Origin of the sequence: Dermacoccus sp. SAI-028 (assembly GCF_004346775.1) — a bacterium.
GTDB classification, from domain to species: domain Bacteria; phylum Actinomycetota; class Actinomycetes; order Actinomycetales; family Dermatophilaceae; genus Dermacoccus; species Dermacoccus nishinomiyaensis.
Map to the genome: position 1 here is coordinate 1,776,439 of NZ_SMFS01000001.1, position 20,173 is coordinate 1,796,611.

A 20,173-nucleotide genomic window follows, 5' to 3' on the forward strand; every position below is an offset into this window, starting at 1 on the left:
CTCAGAATCGGCGCGGCGTCCCCGGGGTCTTTCCGCTCATTGCCGTCTTGATGGTGTAACCGACGGAGGCGACCTTCAGCATGGGACGCCCGACCGTCGCCACGGTCAGCGACGTCAGGGCGTTGAGATTATTCGTCATCGTCGCGAGGTTGGCTGTGATTGCGTCGAGGCGCTCGACCTGGGTGTTCGCGGCTGCGACGGTCGAGGTCATCTCCGTGATGAGCGGCAACGTCTCGTCGCTCACCTTGCGCACCGCGGCGCTCGCCTCGTCGAGCACGGCGCCAGCCTTGCCGATGACACTGCCGAGGCGCCACACGAGCACGGCGAACGCGACGGCCGCGATGAACCCGGCGATCTGTCCGAGCGTCAGGTCCACGTCATCTCCTTCTTCGAGCGCGCATGTCGCGCTGCCACCAGATTACGGGGTGCACATGGCCGTCAGGCCCGCCCCGATGTGGGGCGGGCCAGACGGCTTCGAGCGGGTGACGTCACACGACGTCGGCGCGCACCTCCGGGAAGTGGCACGCGACGCGGTGGCCGGGCGCGACCTCGACGGGCTCGGGCACGACCTGAGCGCACAGATCCTGTGCCTTCGGGCAGCGCGTGCGGAACACGCAACCCGACGGCGGGTTCTGCGGGCTCGGCAGGTCGCCCTTGAGCAGGATGCGCTCGCGCTTGCCCTTGAGCGTCGGGTCCGGGATCGGCACGGCCGACAGCAGCGCGTGCGTGTACGGGTGCTGCGGGCGCTCGTACAGCGTGTCGCGGTCGGCGTCCTCCATGACCTTGCCGAGGTACATGACGACGACACGGTCGGAGATGTGACGCACGACGGACAGGTCGTGCGCGACGAACACGTACGCCATCTTGTCGCTGTCCTGGATCTCCTCGAGCAGGTTGACGACCTGCGCCTGGATCGACACGTCGAGCGCCGAGACCGGCTCGTCGCAGACGATGACCTGCGGCTTGAGGGCGATCGCACGCGCGACACCGATGCGCTGACGCTGACCACCGGAGAACTCGTGCGGGTAGCGGTTGTAGTGCTCGGGGTTGAGCCCCACCCGCGACATGAGCTCCTGCACCGCGTTCTTCACGCCGCCCTCGGGCTTGACGCCCTGGATCTCGAACGGCGCCGAGATGATCTTGCCGACGGTGTGACGCGGGTTGAGCGAGCCGTGCGGGTCCTGGAACACCATCTGCAGTTCACGACGAATGCGCCGCAGGTCGCCGCCCTTGAAGTCGGTGATGTCCTCACCGGCGAACTCGATCCGGCCTCCCGTGGGCTCGAGGAGCTTGAGCATCGTGCGACCGGCGGTCGACTTGCCACAGCCCGACTCGCCGACGAGGCCGACCGTCTCACCGCGGTGGACGACGAGGTCGATGCCGTCGACGGCCTTGACGGGGTTGTCGGGGCGCCGGATGAGGCCCGCCTTCTTCTGCGGGAAGTGCTTCTGCAGCCCGGTGACGCGCAGCACCTCTTCTCCGACGGCGACCTGGGTCGCGCTCGCGAGAGCGTCGTCGGGTCCCGGCGGCACGCTCGTCGCGTGCGTGTCTGCGTTGGTCATGCTCAGTCTCCAACCTTGGTCGCGCCGTGGGCGTCCGCAGCACCGGCAGTCGCGGCGTGGGCCGCGCCGGTTGTGGAAGCCGCGTCGTCGCCGTCGATCGTGCGGGTCTGCGCGGGCTTCATGTGCTCGGCCTTCCGCTCTGCGGTCAGGAAGCAGCGGGCTTCCTGGTCGCCGAAGTGGCGCAGATCGGGCATCTCGGTGTCGCAGCGATCGCCCGGCACGAGGTACTTGAACGCGCAACGCGGCGCGAACGAGCAACCCCTCGGCAGGTTGATGAGCGACGGCGGGTTACCGGGGATGGGGTCGAGCTGCTCGCGACGTGCCTCGTCGAGACGGGGCATCGAGTTGAGCAGACCCACGGTGTACGGGTGTTGCGGCGTCGCGAACGTGTCGTAGACGTCACCCTTCTCGACCGGACGCCCGGCGTACATGACGAGCAGGTCGTCCGCGACGTCGGCGACCACGCCGAGGTCGTGGGTGATGATGATGATCGCGGACTTGAACTCCTGCTGCAGGTCGAGCATGAGGTCGAGGATCTGCGCCTGCACCGTCACGTCGAGTGCCGTGGTCGGCTCGTCGGCGATCAGCAGCTTCGGGTCATTGACGAGCGCCATCGCCGTCATCGCCCGCTGACGCATACCGCCCGAGAACTCGTGGGGGTACTGATCGACTCGCTTCTGCGGCGACGGGATGCCGACGCGGGCGAGCATGTCGATCGTGTGCTCACGCGCCTCCTTCTTCGACGCCTTGGGGTGGTGCACCTTGTAGGCCTCGATGATCTGCGCGCCCACCGTGTAGTACGGGTGAAGCGCCGACAGCGGGTCCTGGAAGATCATTGCCATCTTGCGCCCGCGCAACTCGCGCATGCGGTCTTCCTTGATGGTGAGCAGGTCGTCACCGTCGAAGTCGATCGCACCGGAGATCTGAGCGTTCGTCCCACGGTTGAGGCCCATGATCGTCGTCGACGTCACCGACTTGCCGGAACCCGACTCACCGACGATGCCGAGCGTCTGACCCTCGTACAGGTCGAAGCTCACGCCGTCGACCGACTTGACGATGCCGTCATCGGTCGGCCAGTGCACCTTGAGGTCGCGCACCGACAGCAGCGGTGTGCCACTCTTGTCGACCTGCTTCTTGCCGGGCTTGGCGCCCGAGTCCGTGAACGTCTCGCGGCCCACGCCATGGCCCGCGCCGTGCCCGGGGACCTTTGCGGCCGCGGTGGCGACGACGTCGCTGGCCTTGTCAACGAGAGCTTCGGCCTTCTCGCCGACGACGGAGTCGTCGACCTTCTTCTTGAGCTTGTCGAACATGGTCTCTCTCCTCAGGCCAGCTTCACGCGTGGGTCGACCACGGCGTAGAGGCAGTCGACGATGATGTTGGCCACGATGACGAGCGCCGACAGGACGACGACGATACCGACGTTCGTTGGCAGGTCCGGCGTCTGGGTCGACGTGACCGCTAACTTGCCCAGGCCGTCGTAGTTGAACACCGACTCCGTGATCGGTGCGCCGCCGACGAGCACGGCGAAGTCGATGCCGGCCATCGTCATGATCGGCGTGATGGCCGCCCGCATCGTGTGCTTCCACAGTGTCTTGCCCTTCGACAGGCCCTTGGCCTTGGCGGTGCGCAGGTAGTCCTCGCTCATCGTCTCGAGCACGTAGGCGCGAGTCATGCGGACGTACCCGGCGGCGGTGAACAGCGCCAGCGTGAGGGCTGGCATCAACAAGCCCGACAGCCAGCCACCGATGCCTCCGTCGGCGATCGTGGAGTACTTGGGAACCGGCAGCCAGCCCCAGTCGATCGCAACGAACTGGTACAGGAGCGAGCCGATCGCGAAGGTCGGCAGGGCGTAGAAGATCAGCGATGTCCCCACCAATGTCTTGTCGACGATCCCGCCTCGATTCAACGCGGCGAGGATACCGAACCCGACGCCGAGGATGAGCGTCAGCGCGAAGGCGACGAGCGCAATGGAGAAACTGATCGGGAATGCTGCCTTGATTTCATCCGTCACGTTCGCGGACTGCAGCGGCGAATACCCCAGGCATGGCGCGTCACATGAAAAGGCAAGGTCGGGCGCGCTCTTTCGTAGTTCCTTGTCCTCCGGGAATTCGCGTCCCGTAGCTACGCCCTTGACGAAATTACCCCACTGCACGAGAACGGGCTTGTCGTAGCCGAGGGCCTTGCGGTTCTGCTCGATGAGCGCTGGGGAGCAGTTCTTGCCACAGGTCTGGGCGGCCGGGTCCTTGCCGGCGGAGAAAAAGAGCACGAACGTCGCGAGCGTCACGACGAGCAGCATGACCAGACCCGAGAAGAGTCGGCGAATGACGTAGGCAACCATGAGCTTCCGCCCTTGCGGGCAGTCCTCTCGAACGGGAACGGGGGTGGGTTCGGTGTCGGCCGCGAGGACCGGGCGACCGGCGGGGCATCGGTGGGTGCCCCGCCGGTCGAGGTGCCAAGACGTCCGATTACTTCTTGACGCCGATGACCGCGAGGTCGGGGTACATCGACGTGCCGGCGCCGTTGATGTAGTTCGTCACCTTCGAACCGCGCAGGTAGTAGAACTTCTGCGACTCGAGCGGAATGTAGGCGACCTCTTCGCCGAGCTTGGCGTCGATCTTCTTGTAGATCTCACCTGCGGCGTCGACGGACGTGGCCTTGGAGGCCTCGTCGATCATCTTGTTGACCTCGTCCGACTTGTAGTTGCCGTAGTCGGAACCGTTCGACTTCGCCGTCAGGTTGACACGGCTGTCGAACAGCGGCGGGATGACCGTGCTGGCGGACGGCCAGTCCGAACCCCAGCCGGCCCAGTACACGTCGCCGTCGGAGTTCGGGTCGCGGATGACATCGTAGTAGGTGTCCGTCAGTCCGTTCAGGGTGACGTTGAAGCCGGCCTTCTTCCAGCCGTCCGCAATGGCGCCTGCCTGCTTGTCGGCCAGCGGGGTGCCGCCCTGGTACGTGAACTTGATCGACGGGTTGGGCTGACCGGCCTCCTTGAGGAGCTTCTTGGCCTCCTCGATGTTTCCGCCCGTGCCGTACTTGAACGCCGGGTTCTTGACGTAGGCCGTCGTGAGCGCCGGGTTGATGATGGAGTCGGCCTTGGCGTAGGCCTTGTCACCGCCGCCAGCGGTGATCCAGGCGTCCTGACTCGTCGCGGCGAGCAGAGCCTGACGGACCTTCTGGTTCGTCATCTTCTTGAAGTTCGGCACGAGGTAGTCGACGTACGGCGACTGCACGTTCGCGGACCGGTCCTTCACGGCACCCGTGATCTGGCCGTACAGCTGCGGCTGGAGCGAGCTCGTCGTGATAGCCGTCTGGTCGTCACCGCGGTCGGCGATAAGACGCTGGTTGATCTTGACCGGGTCGATGCCCTCCTGGAAGACGATCTTGTCCGGCAGCGCCTTGCGCACGGTGTCCGTCTTGGCGTCCCACTTGTCGTTGCGGACGAAGGTGCCACCCTGACCCTTCTTCCACGTGCCCTGCAGCTTGTAGGGGCCGTCAGAGAAGGCGGTGAGGTTGCTCTTGTCGCCCTTGTCCTGGTCCTTGCGGAACGGGTCGAACGCGCGCAGGGAGGCGACGGCGAGGTTGAAGTCCGGCCACGCCTTGTTGAACTTGTACGTGATCGTCTTGCCGTCACAGGTGACAGCCTTGTCGAACGCGTCCTTGTTGTGGTTCTTGTACGGGCCGTCGTAGATCGGCAGCCCGTTCTTCTGCGGGATGTCGAGGTACGCAAGGGCGTAGGACGGGCCACCCGTGATGACGTCCGTGGCAAAAGTACGCGAGATGCCGTACTTGAGGTCATCACATGTAATGTCCTTGCCGTCCTGCCACTTGACGCCGTCCTTCAGCGTGAAGCTCCACTGCTTGCCGCCGTCCGACATCTTGCCCGTGTCGGTGGCGAGGTCGGCAACCGGCTTGTCGCCCTTCTTGATGTCGTCCGTGGCCGGCATCGTGACGAGCGAACGCGACCACAGGCGGCCCCAGTTCGAGATGTCACGTCCGATGTAGACACGCTGGGGGTCGAGGTTCTCGGCGCCGCGCTTGTTGAGGTAGTTCAGCGTGCCACCGGAGTCCTTGCCCCCGGAACCGCCGGAGCCACCGTTGTCGCTGGACCCGCCACCGCAGGCAGCGAGGCTGATCGAACCAGCCATCGCCACGGCGAGGATGGAAGCCGACTTCTTGTTCATCGTCATCTCCTTGATGAAGAAGGATCCGCCGAGGCGATCCAACCGACCTGACCGGACGTGGCCAGGAAAACTGAGGGAGCCCGTGGGCTCGTGTGAGAGACGCGCGGTGGCGTCAGTGGCGATCGGCCTTGGGGTCGAGCGCATCGCGCAGGCCGTCGCCCAGAAGGTTGAAGCTCAGGACGAGAACCGAGATCGTGATGACCGGCACGAAGAAGTACGTCGGATCGGCCTGCGAGAAGTCGATGGCGTCCGTGATGATGTTTCCGAGCGTGGGGGTCGGGGCGTGGATGCCGACACCGAGGAAGCTCAGGGCGGCCTCCGCCGAGACGAAGGCGGGGAACGTCAGCGTGGCGTACACGAGGAACGGCGCCCAGAGGTTGGGCAGCAGCTCCGTCACGTACAGACGGCGGTTCGTCGCACCCAGGGAGCGGGCCGCCTCGATGAACTCACGGTTGCGCAGCGTCATGACCTGGCCGCGAATGATGCGAGCGAACGTCGGCCAGCCGAACAGGCCGAGCACGAGGATGATGTAGATGCCCGCGGCGATGTTGCTGTTCTTTACGCCGAAGCTCTGGATGCGCGCGATGATCGTCCCCGACAGCGCCAAGAGCAGCAGTGTCTGCGGCCAGCACAGCACGAGGTCTACAAGCCGGCTGAGCAGGAAGTCGGCCTTGCCCCCGGCGAAGCCCGAGATGAGCCCGACCGTCATGCCGATGAGCATCGCGACCGCCGTCGCACCGAGGCCGACGACCACGGAGAACGTCACGCCGTACATGAGGCGGCTCAGCAGGTCCGTACCCGAGGAGGGCACGACGCCGAGCGGGTGATGCGAACTTGCACCGCTGAAGCTACCGATCGGCGTGCCGTCCTGGGACAGGAGATCGCGATGGTTGGTCGTGGGGTCGAGCACACCCGTGGCCACGAGGATGGGAGCGATGATCGCCACGAGGACGAACAGCGCCGCGATGGTCATCGCAGCAAGGGTGGCCTTGTCGCGCTTGAGTCGAGACACGGCGATCTGACGAAGCGAACGACCTTCGATCGCCTTGGGCTCCTCGGGCGTCTGGGGTTCGGCCCCATCGGGACCCATCCCTTCGAGCGCGGGATCGCCGGTGACCATTGCCAAGGCTTCGTCCTTCCGTCTCTGGGCGCTCGGTGCGCGCTCCGCCTGTCACACGCGGCCCGGCGGTTGGCCGAGCTCGTCATGCACCCCAGATCATGCCCCATCGAAATTGTGATTCCAGCCTCAAAGTACGAGGGTCACCAGATCGTTACCTTTGACCCGCGAATGGCCGCAGGTGTAACACCGCGTTAACGAAACACGCGATTCTGCAACATCACGCAGTGAGCTGCATCACGTTGCACTCTCACCCCCGCGGATGACGGCGCGCAGGCGTCGCCATCGCTCCCCCAGCCGCTCCTCCCACCCCCGCGACGTCGGGTAGTAGTAGTCCGCGTCGGGCAGCAGGTCGTCGGGCAGGAACTGCTGCGGGCCGACGCCGTCCGGTTCATCGTGCGTGTATGTGTATCCGGCCCCGTGCCCCAACTGCGTCGCCCCGGCGTACCCCGAGCCGCGCAGATGCGGCGGCACGGCGCCGCCGCGGCCCGCCCGGACGTCGGCGATGGCGGCGTTGATCGCCGCGTACGCCGCATTCGACTTCGGCGCGATCGCGTTGTGCACGACCGCCTGCGCGAGGATGATCCGCGCCTCCGGCATGCCGATCTGCGCGACGGCGTGCATCGCCGCCACCGCCGTCTGCAGCGCCGTCGGATCCGCCATCCCCACGTCCTCGCTTGCGGCGATGACGATGCGCCGCGCGATGAATCGCGGATCCTCGCCCGCCTCGAGCATGCGTGCCAGATAGTGCAGGGCGGCGTCGACGTCGGAGCCGCGCATCGACTTGATGAGGGCGGAAGCGACGTCGTAGTGCTGGTCACCGGCGCGGTCGTAGCGCACCGCGGCTGCCGCCATCGCCTGCTCGACGTGGGCGAGCGTGATGGTCTTCTCCCCCGCGTCCGTCGCCACCCCGGCGCCCGCCTCGAGAGCCGTGAGCGCCCTCCGGGCGTCACCGCCGGCCATGCGGACGAGGTGATCGCGCGCGTCGTCGTCGAGGGTGAATCGCTCGTCGAGACCGCGCTCGTCGACGAGTGCCGCGCCGATGACGTCCGCGATCTGCGCGTCGTCGAGCGAGGTGAGCGTGACGAGCACCGAACGCGACAGCAGCGGGGCGATGACGCTGAACGACGGGTTCTCCGTCGTCGCGGCGACGAGGATGACGGTGCGGTTCTCGACGCCGGGCAGCAGCGCGTCCTGCTGGGCCTTGCTGAAGCGGTGGATCTCATCGAGGAACAGGACCGTCGAACGGCCGTACATCGCGAGGTGGCGGCCCGCCTCCTCCATCGCCTGACGCACGTCCTTGACGCCCGCCGTGATCGCCGACAACTCGACGAACCGGCGTTCTGCGCTGTTCGCCGCGAGGTGCGCGAGCGTCGTCTTGCCCGTTCCGGGCGGCCCCCACAGGATCGCGCTCATCGGCCCCGCCGCACCCGCCTGGCCCTCGATGAGACGCCGCAGCGGCGATCCGGGCTTGAGCACCTCGCCCTGCCCACGCACCTCCTCGAGGGTGCGCGGGCGCATGCGCACCGCGAGCGGCGCCATCGCCGACGCACCAGCGCTGCCCGAGGTTCGTTCACCGTCGAGGCGGCTCGAGAACAGGTCATCACTCATGGCTGCAGTCAACCAGCCACCACCGACAAGGCACGACTAGAGTGAGCCGCGCCACCGCGCCGCCCGCCTCGAAGGACACCCCATGAGCAATTCCTCCCAACCCACCGCGATCCGTCAGACGTTCAACGTCGTCATCGGGTGGTTCGGGGTCGCCATCGGGATCGTCCTCGTCGTCAGCGGCCTCATGGCCCGCTCGCCGCACACGATGGCGTTCGTCGGCTTCGCCCTCGCCGCGGCGTCGTTCTGCGTCATGGTGCGCCCGAGCATCCGCTTCGGCGCGGACGACGTCGTCGTCTCCAACGTCGTGCGTGAGGTGACGCTGCCCTGGCCGGGCATCTCGCACGCCACGTCGAAGGGCAGCCTCGTCCTCCATGACAACGACGGGCACAAGACGACGGTGTGGGCGATCGGCTCGCAGAAGGCGCGCGGCGCGCGCAACGCCGACGACGCGCGTCTCGGCATCCTGCCGACCGCGTCCCTGCGCCCGATGCCGGGCACCCTGACGCAGCCTCCGCGCTCTGCCGGCGCGCTGCGCGAGGCCTTGGACGCCGAGACGGTGGACAACCCGGCCGACGTCCCCTCCGGTCGTCGCGTGCGCTGGCTGCCGCTGCCGTGCGCCCTCATGGCACTCGCGCTCGTCAGCGTCATCGTGGCGGTCATCGGATGAGGTGGGGCGCCACGCGACAGCGCGCCGGGGCCTCTCGGGCCGACGATTCGTCGGCTGCCTCGTCAAATGGTTCGGGCCATTCGCCCGAGCCGACCGACGGCGAGCGTCCGAGCGGGCGAGGCTACGGCGCCTTCGTCGCGCGTCACGCCATGGCCATCGTCCTGACGTGGCTCGTCGCCGTCGTCCTGGCCTTTGCGACGACGGCCGGCGCCTTCGGTGGCGGCGGACTCTTCGCACACCTGCGGCAGGCCGAGCCGTTCGTGCCGGGTGAGGCACACACCGGCAACGACATGCTGCTGACCGGCGACAAGGCCGGCGGCAGCGTCGCCGTCCGACTCGACGGGGTGGCGAGTTCACAGCAAGCGGCTGTCGGCGCGAAGGTGCAGCAGGTGATCGACGACGTCGTGCACACGTCGGCGGTCGAGTCGGCGTACTCACCCGCGGCGAAACGCGACCCGCGCGTCGCTGCCGCCTACCGTTCCTCGAGCGCACCCGAGTCGATGGTCTTCGTCGCCACGCTCGATGCTGGGCTCGACAAGAGCGTGCAGGAGGACGTGAGCGCGCAGGTCACGAAGGCCGTCGAAGCGGTGACGCCCGCGGGGGTGCGCGTGCGCACCGGCGGGTCCGTGGAAGTGCTCAAGCGCATCACCGATCAGGTGCAGGAAGACCTCAAGACCGGAGAGGGCATCGCCTTCCCGCTGACCCTCATCGTCATGGTCATCGTGTTCGGAGGATTCATCGCGGCGGGCCTCCCCCTCATCGGCGCGATCGCTGCGATCGCCGGCGGGCTGCTCGCGCTGCTCGGGTTCAGCCACGTCACCGACCTCGATGCGACCGTCGTCAACATCGTCACGATTCTTGGTCTCGGCCTCTCGATCGACTACGGCCTGCTCATCGTCGGACGCTTCCGCGAGGAACTGTCGCGCCTCGCGCTGCAGCGCGAGGCCGACGGCCTCGACGGGGTGCTCACGAGCGCCGACCACGACCTCGCGACCCAGCGCACGATCGCGACGGCCGGGCGCACCGTTCTCTTCAGCGGGCTTACGGTCGCGATCTCCGTCGCAGGGCTCGTCCTGTTCCCCGCATCGGTGACAAAGGCGATCGGCCTCGCCGGCCTGTCCGTCGTCGCCGTCGCCTGCCTCGCGGCGCTGACGCTCGTGCCCGCCTGCGCGCGCCTCGCTGCGGCGCGCCTCGCGAAGAAGCGCGTGCAGCCTGACGCGGACGAGGGACGATTCGCCGACCTCGCCCACGCCGTCCAGCGTCATCTGTGGATCTCGATCTGCGGTGTCGTCGTCGTCCTGCTCGTGCTGGCCGCGCCGCTGCTCGGCATGCGGCAGGTGAGCTCGACGAGCGCGTTGCTGCCGACGTCGGACCCGCAACGCACCCTCATGAACGACCTCGCCCACGACTTCCCTGCGCTCGGCGAACCCGCCGTGAGCATCGTCGGCGAGACCGACGTGGCGACGATGACGAAGTGGGTCTCGAGCGATGTCGCACACCGCGAATACGTCACCGGGGTCAACCCCGTGCGTGACCTCGGCGACGGCAAGGTCGCCGTCGGATTGCGAGTCGACGGGGCCACCCCCTCCAACGGGCGCACGCAGCACGTCGTCCACGACCTGCACGCTCACCGCCCAGGATTTCCGACATGGGTGACGGGCCAGCAGGCCAAGCTCGACGACTACACGCACGCCATCGCTGCGCGAGCCCCCTACGTCGTGCTCGTCGTTGCGTTCGCGACGCTCGTGCTGCTGTTCCTCATGACGGGATCGCTCGTCCTGCCGCTCAAGGCCCTCCTGTTCAACGCCCTCTCCCTCGGCGCGAGCCTCGGAGCGATGACGTGGATCTTCCAGAACGGCCACTTCGAATCGCTGCTCGGCTACACGAGCAACGACGCGATCGAGTCGACCGTCCCCGTCATCCTCATCGCGTTCGGTTTCGGCCTGGCGATGGACTACGAGGTATTCCTGCTCTCTCGCATCGTCGAGGCCCACGAACATGGTGACGACGACGCGCGCGCCGTCGCCGTCGGCATCCAGCGCAGCGGACGCATCGTGACGAGCGCCGCACTTCTCATGGTCATCGTCATGCTCGGGTTCGCCGCGGCGAAGATGGTCATCATCAAGCAGATCGGCGTGGGCCTCGCCCTGTCGATCATTCTCGACGCCACGCTCGTCCGCATGATCCTCGTGCCCGCGACGATGACCGTCATGGGCCGGTGGAACTGGTGGGCCCCCGCCCCGATGAAACGCTGGCACGCCCGCTTCGGCCTCCGCGACTGACTCCCCCGCGAATCGCGTCCCCCTTTGCGAATCCCGTCCCCAACGGCGATTTGCGGTCACATTCGAACACCGGCGCCCTCGAGCATCCGGCGCATGCCGGCCGCGCCGCTGCTGGGGTCATGCAGATGTGCCCGGATGCCGCAGGACGTCGCCGCCGCGACGTTGCGGGCCGAATCGTCGACGAACACGATCTGACCCGCCGGGACGTCCAGCCGGTCGATGATCGACGCGAAGAACGCCTCGGCCGGTTTGCACGCGCCGAGCTCGCAGGAATAGAACTCCTCGTCGAACACTCCGGCGTAGCGGCGGCGCATGAGGTCACGGCGCACGTCCTGCTGGTTGGTTGCGAGATGCACGCCGTACCCGGCACGTCTGACCTTGGCGACGACGGCCATCGCCTCTTCGTCGATGTCGAAACGCGACCACAGCTGCAGCGCGTCATCGGGATCGAGCGCGACCCCGTGCTCCTCGGCCGCGGCGACGAGGCAGTCACGCATCCTCGCCTCGCCCCGCATGGCGGGCAGTTCGCGGGCGAACACGACGGACGCGAAGCCCTCGCCACCGATCGCGTCGAGCGCACCCACCCAGCCGTGACGCGCGTGCTGCAGCACACCGTCGGCATCGAACAGGACGGTAGCCGTATCACGCATGTGGCGACCCTACGGCTGAAAGGGGCAAGCCCTGAAACCGTTGTCGGGCCCAGCACCCCCGGCGCGTCGCGCAGAATCGGTCGAGCCCCTGACGTCATGCGACGTCAGGGGCTCGACCCGTTGATCGGTCGCCGATCAGCCGATCACGACTTGTTGGGCGACACCTCGGCCGGAGCGGCGGGCGATGCGGCGTCCGCAGAAGCCTCACTCTTGACCTGAGGCTTGGCGTCCACACCCGCCTCCTTGCGCTGCTGAGCGGAGATCGGGGCGGGCGCGGCCGTCAGCGGGTCATAGCCGCCGCCGCTCTTCGGGAACGCGATGACGTCGCGGATCGAGTCGGTGCCCGCGAGCAGCGAGACGATGCGGTCCCAGCCGAACGCGATGCCGCCGTGCGGGGGCGCACCGAAGCTGAACGCCTCGAGGAGGAAGCCGAACTTCTCCTGCGCGTCCTCCTCGCTCAGACCCATGACCTTGAAGACGCGCTCCTGCAGGTCCTTGCGGTGGATACGAATCGAGCCACCGCCGATCTCGTTGCCGTTGCACACCATGTCGTACGCGTACGCGAGCGCCTCGCCTGGTTCGGTGTCGAACGTGTCGAGGTACTCGGCCTTCGGCATCGTGAACGCGTGGTGCACGGCCGTCCACATACCGGAGCCGACGGCGACGTCCCCCGAGGCGACAGCGTCGGCGGCAGGCTCGAACAGCGGCGCGTCGACGACCCACAGGAAGCTCCACGCGTTCTCGTCGATGAGGTCGCAGCGCTTGCCGATCTCGAGACGCGCTGCGCCGAGCAGCGCGCGCGACGCCTTCGTCGCACCCGCGGCGAAGAAGATGCAGTCGCCGGGCTTCGCACCGACGTGGCCGGCGAGGCCCGCCACCTCGGTCTCGGTGAGGTTCTTGGCCACCGGGCCGGTGAGCGAGCCGTCCTCCTGGACGAGGACGTACGCGAGGCCCTTCGCGCCGCGCTGCTTCGCCCACTCCTGCCACGCGTCGAGCTGACGACGGGGCTGCGACGCACCACCCGGCATAACGACGGCGCCGACGTATTCGGCCTGGAACACGCGGAACGTCGTGTCCCTGAAGAACTCCGTGCACTCGACGAGCTCGTTGCCGAAGCGCAGGTCGGGCTTGTCCGAGCCGTACTTCGCCATCGCGTCGGCGTACGTCATGCGCGGGAACGGCGTCGGCAGGTCGACGCCGATCGTCGCCCACACGGCCTTCGCGATCTGCTCACCGAGCTCGATGACGTCGTCCTGCTCGACGAAGCTCATCTCGATGTCGAGCTGCGTGAACTCGGGCTGACGGTCGGCGCGGAAGTCCTCGTCGCGGTAGCAGCGCGCGATCTGGTAATAGCGTTCCATCCCGGCGACCATGAGCAGCTGCTTGAACAGCTGCGGGCTCTGCGGCAGCGCGTACCAGCTGCCCGGCGCGAGACGAGCGGGGACGAGGAAGTCACGAGCGCCCTCGGGCGTCGAACGCGTCAGCGTCGGCGTCTCGATCTCGACGAAGTCGCGCTCGTTGAGCACGGCGCGCGCAGCCTGGCTCACCTTCGAGCGCAGACGGATCGCGTCGCCCTGGTCCTTGCGACGCAGGTCGAGGTAGCGGTACTTGAGGCGCGCCTCCTCTCCGACGGTGATGCGCTCGTCGATCTGGAACGGCAGCGGCGCCGCCTCGGAGAGCACCTCGATCTCGTTCGCGACGACGTCGACCTCACCCGTCGGCAGGTTCGGGTTGACGTCCTTCGGCTCGCGCGCGGCGACCTCACCCGTGACCTTGATGCAGTACTCGGAGCGCAGACCGTGCGCGGCTCCCGTCAGCACCTCGTCGCGTGCGACGACCTGGACGACGCCCGAGGCGTCACGCAGGTCGACGAAGGCGACACCGCCGTGGTCGCGACGCTTGGCCACCCAACCCGTCAGGGTGACGGTGTCACCGACGTCGGCTGCGCGAAGGGTTCCGGCTTCATGGGTTCGAAGCATGATGTTCCTCTCGATTCGTTCCATGCGGCGACGCGTCGATCGGACGATGCTCGACCGGGCGCCCCACGTGGGAGCAGCCCGGGAGGTGTGGGCGGGGGCCAGGTCGCGGTGCCACCACACCTTCGCCGAAAGATCTTCGGCCTCTCGTCGGTGACGCCGGACGCGCGGTCCGCCGCAGAACACGCCCGTCACGGGCCATGCTCGGGCGGGGTGTCAGGCCGCCACGGCGTACCTGCTCATTCTAGGTGATGCCGCGTGTGCGACGCGCCCGTGTTTTTCGCGGCTCAGTCGAGCTCGTCCCCGTCGACGTAGAACCAGCGGCCGGCGCGGCGTTCGAAGCGCGAGTGCTCTCGCAGCACCCCGCGACGGCCGTCGTCGGCGAGGTAGGACGCCTCGAAGGTGACGGTGCCGCGCGTATCGGCCTCGTTCATGCCGCCGTCACCCGTGTCGAGCACCCGCAGGGCCAGCCACGTCACGCCGTCGAGGTCGCCGACCTGAGCCGGGCGCGTGCGCGGATGCCAGGTGCGCCAAAGGTGGTCGGCGTCGCGTAGCACGAACGCCGTGTAGCGCGAGCGCATGAGCGCTTCGGGCGTCGGCGCGAGCACGCCGTCGAGGACGAGCGGGCCGCAGCATTCGCGCAACGAGCGCCCGGGCACCCAGGCGCAGGGGCACTCAGCGTCCGGGCCGGGTCGCACGCTTGGGTCGGCCGCAGCAGGCATGGGTCTCCTCGGTGACGGGCTCGCGCAGCGATCGGCGCGCGGCGGTTCGTTGGCACGACGATAACCTGTGCGCCATGACGAAGCGGATCGCGATGTACTTCCTCGGCGGAACCATCTCCATGTCCTCCGATGACGGCGCCGGAGTGCGCCCCACGCTCGGCGCCGACGACCTCATCGCCGCTGTCCCCGGCCTCGACGCAGCTGACGTCGACCTCACCGGCGAGACGATCGCGCGCGAACAGAGCGGTTCGCTCACCCCGGCGCACTTGCTCGAGGTGCTGCAGCGCGCGAGTGCCTCCGACGCCGACGGGTTCGTCCTCGTCCAGGGCACCGATACGCTCGAGGAGAGCGCCTACCTGCTCGACCTGCTCTGGGACGACGGGCGCGCGTTCGCCGTCACGGGCGCGATGCGCAACCCGACGATGGCCGGGGCCGACGGAGCCGCCAACATGCTCGCCGCGATCCGCGTCGCCGCGAGCGACGCCGCGCGTGGGCTGGGCGTCGTCGCCGTGTTCGCCGATGAGATCCACGCGGCGCGCTCGGTGACGAAGGGCGACACGTCATCGCTCACGACGTTCGTCTCCCCCGACTGCGGCCCGATCGGGCGCGTCCTCGAAGGTCATACCCACCTCTTCCACCGCCCCGTGCGACTGCCGGCCCTCCCCCGGCCTGACGCGGTCGACGCCGAGGTGCCCGTCCTGACGGTGGCACTCGGGCAGTCCGCGCGGGCGCTCGACGCCGTGAGCGCGGGCGCCGACGCGCTCGTCATCGCCGGCCTCGGAGCCGGGCACGTGCCCGGGTGGTGGGCCGAGAGCGTCGGACACATCGCGGCCCGCATTCCCGTCATCATGACGAGCCGGACCTTCTCGGGCCCGGCGCTCGTCGAGACGTACGGTGCGGTCGGCGCGGAGGTCGACCTCCAGCGCCGCGGCGTCGTCATGGGTGGCTACCTGCGCGCCGTGCAGGTGCGATTGCTCGTCATGACGATGCTGGCCACCGGGGCCTCACGCGAGAGCATCGCCGCCGAGGTGCGCCGCCGCGGCGGCTACCGCTGACCCGCTACTGCTTCGGAGCAAAGGCGGGGTGCACCGACCACGGGGTGTCGGGGGCGCGCAACGGTGCCCAGCCCGCGTCGCGCGCCGCGCGAGCCGCGAGGCATGACATGAGCAGCGCCGGGTTGTGGAGGCGCCCGGCGAGCGCTGCGTCGACGACGTCGTCGAGGCGAGCCCAGCCGGTCGGCATGTCGAGTTCTTCCTCCTCGCGCTCGAACCGGTCATCTTCCGACACGTCGGTGAGGTCGCGGGCGAGGAAGACGCGAAGCTGCTCCGAGAGCCCGCCCGGTGACGAGGCGTAGTCGATGAGCAGGTCGAGACGCCCGGCGCGCAGGTCGGCCTCTTCGTAGAGCTCACGCAGCGCCGCCTCGTGCGGCAGCTCGCCGTCGACGTCGAGCAGCCCCGCCGGGATCTCCCACTCCTGCGCACCGATGGGGTGCCGGTACTGGCGAATGACGAGCACCTCCTCGGCGCCGGGTTCGCCGCGCATCGCGAGGACGGCGACGGCGCCCGGATGGCGGACGAAGTCACGGGTGACGCGCCCGGCATCGCCGAGATCGGCTTCCTCCTGGACGACGTCCCAGACCCATCCCTCGTAGACGACGTCGCTGCGCACGACGGGCGCGGGGGTGTAGTCGTCGACGAGTTCGCTGGGGGTGATCGTGGGGTGCATGGAAGTCATGCCACCGATCCTGACACACCGGACTGGCACCCGGTCGCGCCCGGCCGCTACGTCGCAGGCCGACGTCCCAAGAAACGCCGAGGAGGGCGGCGCCGTCTCCGGCATCGCCCTCCTCGATTCATGACACGCGGCCCGAACAGCAGCCGCACGTCGTCACTTGCTCGGTCGCTCCAGCGCGGCCTGGACGAGCCCCGCGAACAGCGGGTGCGCGCGGTGCGGTCGCGACTTGAACTCCGGATGAGCCTGCGTCGAGACGTAGTACGGGTGGACGTCCTTCGGCAGTTCGACGAACTCGACGAGCCCGAGCTCGGGGTGCGTACCCGAGACGACGAGTCCAGCGTCGGTGACCTGCTCGAGGTAGTCATTGTTCACCTCGTAGCGGTGACGGTGACGCTCGCTCACCTCCGTCGTGCCGTAGGCGTTCGACACGACCGAGCCGTCGAGCAGCTTCGCCGGGTAGGCGCCGAGGCGCATCGTGCCACCGAGGTCGCCGGCGCCCTCGACGAACGACTTCTGCTCCTCCATCGTCGCGATGACGGGGTGTGACGTCTCGGGGTCGAACTCGGAGCTCGACGCGTCAGCGATGCCCGCGACGTTGCGCGCGTACTCGATGACCATGCACTGCAGGCCGAGGCAGATGCCGAGCGTCGGCACCTTGTTCTCACGGGCCCACTTCAGCGCGCCGAGCTTGCCCTCGATGCCGCGCACGCCGAACCCGCCGGGCACGAGCACCGCGTCGACACCCGACAGCGCCTTCTTCGCGCCCGCGTCGCTCGTGCAGGTGTCGGAGGCGACCCAGCGGATCTTCACCTTCGTGTCGTGATGGAAACCGCCGGCGCGCATCGCCTCGGTGATCGACAGGTAGGCGTCGGGCAGGTCGATGTACTTGCCGACGAGGGCGATCTCGACCTCGTGCGCCGGACGGTGGACGTGGTCGAGGAGCTTGTCCCACTGGGCCCAGTCGACGTCACGGAACGGCAGGCCAAGGCGGCGGATGACGTACGCGTCGAGCCCCTCAGAGTGCAGCACGCGCGGGATGTCGTAGATGCTCGGCGCGTCGACGGCGGCCGCGACGGCCTCGGAGTCGACGTCGCACATGAGCGAGATCTTGCGCTTGATCGGCTCGGGGATCTCGCGATCGGCGCGCAGGATGAGCCCGTCGGGCTGGATGCCGACCTGACGCAGTGCAGCGACGGAGTGCTGCGTAGGCTTCGTCTTCAGCTCACCGCTGGGGCCGATGTACGGCACGAGCGAGACGTGGAGGAAGAAGACGTTGTCGCGGCCCACGTTGTGGCGCACCTGGCGTGCGGCCTCGAGGAACGGCAAGGACTCGATGTCGCCGACGGTGCCACCGATCTCGGTGATGATGATGTCGGGTGCGTCGTCACCGTTCGCCTCGGCGCGCATGCGCTCGACGATCTCGTTCGTGATGTGCGGGATGACCTGCACCGTGTCACCCAGGTATTCCCCGCGGCGCTCGCGGGCGATGACGTCGGAGTACACCTGGCCGGTCGTGACGTTGGCGCGCCCGTGCAGGTTGACGTCGAGGAATCGCTCGTAGTGACCGATGTCAAGGTCGGTCTCCGCGCCGTCTTCGGTGACGAACACCTCACCGTGCTGGAACGGGTTCATCGTCCCCGGGTCGACGTTCAAGTAGGGGTCGAGCTTCTGCATCGTAACGCGCAGGCCGCGCGAACGCAGCAAACGGCCGAGACTGGATGCCGAAAGGCCCTTTCCGAGGGAGGAGGCCACGCCTCCGGTGACAAAAATATGCTTCGTCGTCTGATCCACCACGGAATGCCAGCCTACTTCATCGAGAGGTGTTCGGGCGACAGGGTTGCCGCACGATGGATGTGAACCGAGAGAACGCTCAGGCGCTCGCCTTCTGTGACGCGCCGGCGGCCGTCAGCAGCGATTCGGCGTGCTCGCGCGCGACCGCGCTTGTCGTGTCGCCACCCAGCATGCGCGCGATCTCGGTGACGCGCGCGTCACCCGTGACGGCGGCGACGCCGCTCTCGGTGACGGCGCCGTCATGCGATTTGTGGACGACGAGGTGGTTGTCGGCGTACGCCGCGACCTGCGCGAGGTGCGTCACGACGATGACCTGTGCGCTCTGCGCGAGCCGCGCCAGGCGCGCGCCGATGTCGTGCGCCGCCTCGCCCCCGACGCCGGCGTCCACCTCGTCGAACACGAACGTGGGCACGCTGCCCGTCGACGTCACCACCTCGAGGGCGAGCATGACGCGCGACAGCTCACCACCGGAGGCGGCCTTCGTCACCGGCTTCGGATCCATGCCGCGGTTGGCCGACAGCAGGATCGTGACGTCGTCGATGCCGTGCTCCGAGGGTTTGACGAGGCGCCCGTCGGGCAGTTCGAGGCCCTTGTCGGCTTCGGCGATCGAGACCTCGACGACGAGGCGAGCCGAGCCCATCGCGAGGTGATGCAGCTCCTGCGTGACAGCCTCACCCAGTCGCTCGGCCGCGGATCGACGCAGATCGTGCAGCGCGAGAGCATCAGCCCCGACCTTCGGCGTGAGCCCCGCGACCTCGGCGTCGATCGCGGCGATGCGATCGTCCGAGCCGGCGAGCTCCTGCGCCTCACGCCCGGCCTGTTCACGCCACGTGAGCACGTCGTCGAGTTCGGGCCCGTACGCCTTGAGCAGCTGGGTGATGGCGGCGCGCCGCTGATGCACCTCCTGCAACCGCTGCGGATCCATGTCGATGGCGGCCGCGTACTGCGCCACGTCCGCGGCGAGGTCGGCCGTGAGCGTCTGCACCTCCCGCAACCGCTCGATGAACGGTGCGAGGTCGGCGTCCAGCGTCACACCCGACTCGAGCCCACTGCGCGCAGCAGCCATGAGCGCCAGCGCATTCGGCTCGTCGGGCGACAACTCGTCGCCGGCCAGGGCCGCACCCGCACCACGCGAGGCGGCCAGGAGATCCTCGGCATGCGTGAGCCGCTCACTCTCCGCCGCGAGTTCGACGTCCTCACCCTCGATCGGCTCGATCTCGTCGATGCGCGCGATTCCAGCCTCGAGCATCGTGAGCCGCTGCGCGCGCTCCTGCGCCTTGAGCGTCAACTCGCGCCGCTCGGCCCGCAGCGCCTTCAGCCTCACATACCCGTCGCGGTAGCGCTGCGCCACCTCCGAGAGTTCGGGGCCTGCGAACGCGTCGAGGATCTGACGGTGCTCCTCGGGCTGCTTGAGCCGCCATTGGTCGGCCTGCCCGTGCACCGCGACCAGCTCATGCCCGATGCGCGCCAGCACGCCTGCGGGGACACTGCGCCCGGCCACCTGCGCACGCGAACGCCCCGTCGCGGCCACCGAGCGGCTGAGGATCACCTCGTCGCCCGCCTCCACGTCGAACTCATCGGCCAGCGCGGCCGCGCTCACATGCTCGCCCGGCACGTCGAGGAACCCCTCGACGAGCGCCGACTTCTCCCCCGTGCGCACCCGATCGGCGTCAGCACGCTCACCGAGCAGCAGCCCGAGACCGCTGACGACCATCGTCTTACCCGCGCCCGTCTCGCCGGTGACCACGTTGAGCCCCGGGCTGAGTTCGAGCGTCGCGTCGGCGATGACACCCATGTTGCGAATCCGGATTTCCCTCAGCACGCTTCCCACCCTAGGGGCACGACGCGACGAATGGTGATTCGAACACGCTTACGAA

General features: G+C 68.3%; 16 protein-coding genes. 3 read left to right on the plus strand and 13 right to left on the minus strand.

What is annotated here, in order from left to right:
• Nucleotide 1: 1 nt before the first annotated feature.
• The 7 genes from EDC82_RS08085 to EDC82_RS08115 all read right to left on the minus strand — a co-directional run bounded on the left by EDC82_RS08085 (nt 2) and on the right by EDC82_RS08115 (nt 8,474).
• A complete protein-coding gene (locus EDC82_RS08085) occupies nt 2–376 on the minus strand; it encodes a DUF948 domain-containing protein (RefSeq protein WP_006943870.1) in 375 nt (124 codons plus the stop codon).
• A gap of 112 nt (nt 377–488) precedes the next feature.
• The gene (locus tag EDC82_RS08090; RefSeq protein ID WP_006943884.1) at nt 489–1,562 is read right to left on the minus strand and encodes an ABC transporter ATP-binding protein; all 1,074 of its coding nucleotides are present in this window, start codon (nt 1,560–1,562) and stop codon (nt 489–491) included.
• 2 nt (nt 1,563–1,564) lie between these two features.
• Nucleotides 1,565–2,872, minus strand: a complete 1,308-nt coding sequence (locus tag EDC82_RS08095) for an ABC transporter ATP-binding protein (RefSeq protein WP_006943876.1) — start codon at nt 2,870–2,872, stop codon at nt 1,565–1,567.
• An 11-nt stretch (nt 2,873–2,883) separates the two neighbouring features.
• The gene (locus EDC82_RS08100; protein ID WP_006943892.1) at nt 2,884–3,900 is read right to left on the minus strand and encodes an ABC transporter permease; all 1,017 of its coding nucleotides are present in this window, start codon (nt 3,898–3,900) and stop codon (nt 2,884–2,886) included.
• Between the two features lie 127 nt (nt 3,901–4,027).
• Nucleotides 4,028–5,746 carry an ABC transporter substrate-binding protein gene (locus tag EDC82_RS08105; RefSeq protein ID WP_231729546.1) on the minus strand — a complete coding sequence of 573 codons (1,719 nt, stop codon included), beginning with the start codon at nt 5,744–5,746 and terminating at the stop codon, nt 4,028–4,030.
• 112 nt (nt 5,747–5,858) lie between these two features.
• Nucleotides 5,859–6,866: an ABC transporter permease gene (locus EDC82_RS08110; protein ID WP_006943869.1), complete on the minus strand. Its 1,008-nt coding sequence runs from the start codon at nt 6,864–6,866 to the stop codon at nt 5,859–5,861.
• A gap of 234 nt (nt 6,867–7,100) precedes the next feature.
• The gene (locus tag EDC82_RS08115; RefSeq protein ID WP_131941129.1) at nt 7,101–8,474 is read right to left on the minus strand and encodes a replication-associated recombination protein A; all 1,374 of its coding nucleotides are present in this window, start codon (nt 8,472–8,474) and stop codon (nt 7,101–7,103) included.
• 82 nt (nt 8,475–8,556) lie between these two features.
• Between EDC82_RS08115 and EDC82_RS08120 the strand changes: the two genes are divergently transcribed.
• Both EDC82_RS08120 and EDC82_RS08125 read left to right on the plus strand, forming a co-directional pair.
• On the plus strand, nt 8,557–9,141 hold the full coding sequence (locus tag EDC82_RS08120; protein ID WP_006943866.1) for a hypothetical protein: 585 nt from the start codon (nt 8,557–8,559) through the stop codon (nt 9,139–9,141).
• Between the two features lie 149 nt (nt 9,142–9,290).
• Entirely contained in the window at nt 9,291–11,423 is a 2,133-nt protein-coding gene (locus EDC82_RS08125) for an MMPL family transporter (RefSeq protein ID WP_050786440.1), read from the plus strand.
• A gap of 56 nt (nt 11,424–11,479) precedes the next feature.
• On the opposite strand, the gene EDC82_RS08130 is transcribed toward EDC82_RS08125, so the two are convergent.
• The 3 genes from EDC82_RS08130 to EDC82_RS08140 form a co-directional block, all read right to left on the minus strand.
• Nucleotides 11,480–12,073 (minus strand): HAD family hydrolase, encoded by a 594-nt coding sequence (locus EDC82_RS08130; protein WP_006943900.1) that lies wholly within the window; start codon nt 12,071–12,073, stop codon nt 11,480–11,482.
• Nucleotides 12,074–12,216: 143 nt separating this feature from the next.
• The gene (gene aspS / locus EDC82_RS08135) at nt 12,217–14,052 is read right to left on the minus strand and encodes an aspartate--tRNA ligase (protein ID WP_131941131.1); all 1,836 of its coding nucleotides are present in this window, start codon (nt 14,050–14,052) and stop codon (nt 12,217–12,219) included.
• Nucleotides 14,053–14,336: 284 nt separating this feature from the next.
• Nucleotides 14,337–14,771 (minus strand): YchJ family protein, encoded by a 435-nt coding sequence (locus EDC82_RS08140; RefSeq protein WP_006943881.1) that lies wholly within the window; start codon nt 14,769–14,771, stop codon nt 14,337–14,339.
• A gap of 74 nt (nt 14,772–14,845) precedes the next feature.
• Here EDC82_RS08140 and EDC82_RS08145 point away from each other — a divergent pair, with 74 nt between their 5' ends.
• A complete protein-coding gene (locus EDC82_RS08145; RefSeq protein WP_131941133.1) occupies nt 14,846–15,826 on the plus strand; it encodes an asparaginase in 981 nt (326 codons plus the stop codon).
• A gap of 4 nt (nt 15,827–15,830) precedes the next feature.
• Here the strand turns inward: EDC82_RS08145 and EDC82_RS08150 are convergent, their stop codons facing one another.
• From EDC82_RS08150 to recN, 3 genes are all read right to left on the minus strand, one after another.
• A complete protein-coding gene (locus tag EDC82_RS08150) occupies nt 15,831–16,505 on the minus strand; it encodes an NUDIX hydrolase (RefSeq protein WP_115296136.1) in 675 nt (224 codons plus the stop codon).
• A gap of 153 nt (nt 16,506–16,658) precedes the next feature.
• On the minus strand, nt 16,659–18,296 hold the full coding sequence (locus EDC82_RS08155; protein ID WP_131942035.1) for a CTP synthase: 1,638 nt from the start codon (nt 18,294–18,296) through the stop codon (nt 16,659–16,661).
• Nucleotides 18,297–18,375: 79 nt separating this feature from the next.
• Nucleotides 18,376–20,127, minus strand: coding sequence for a DNA repair protein RecN (gene recN / locus EDC82_RS08160; protein WP_131941136.1), 1,752 nt, complete (start codon nt 20,125–20,127; stop codon nt 18,376–18,378).
• Between the last annotated feature and the right edge of the window lie 46 nt (nt 20,128–20,173).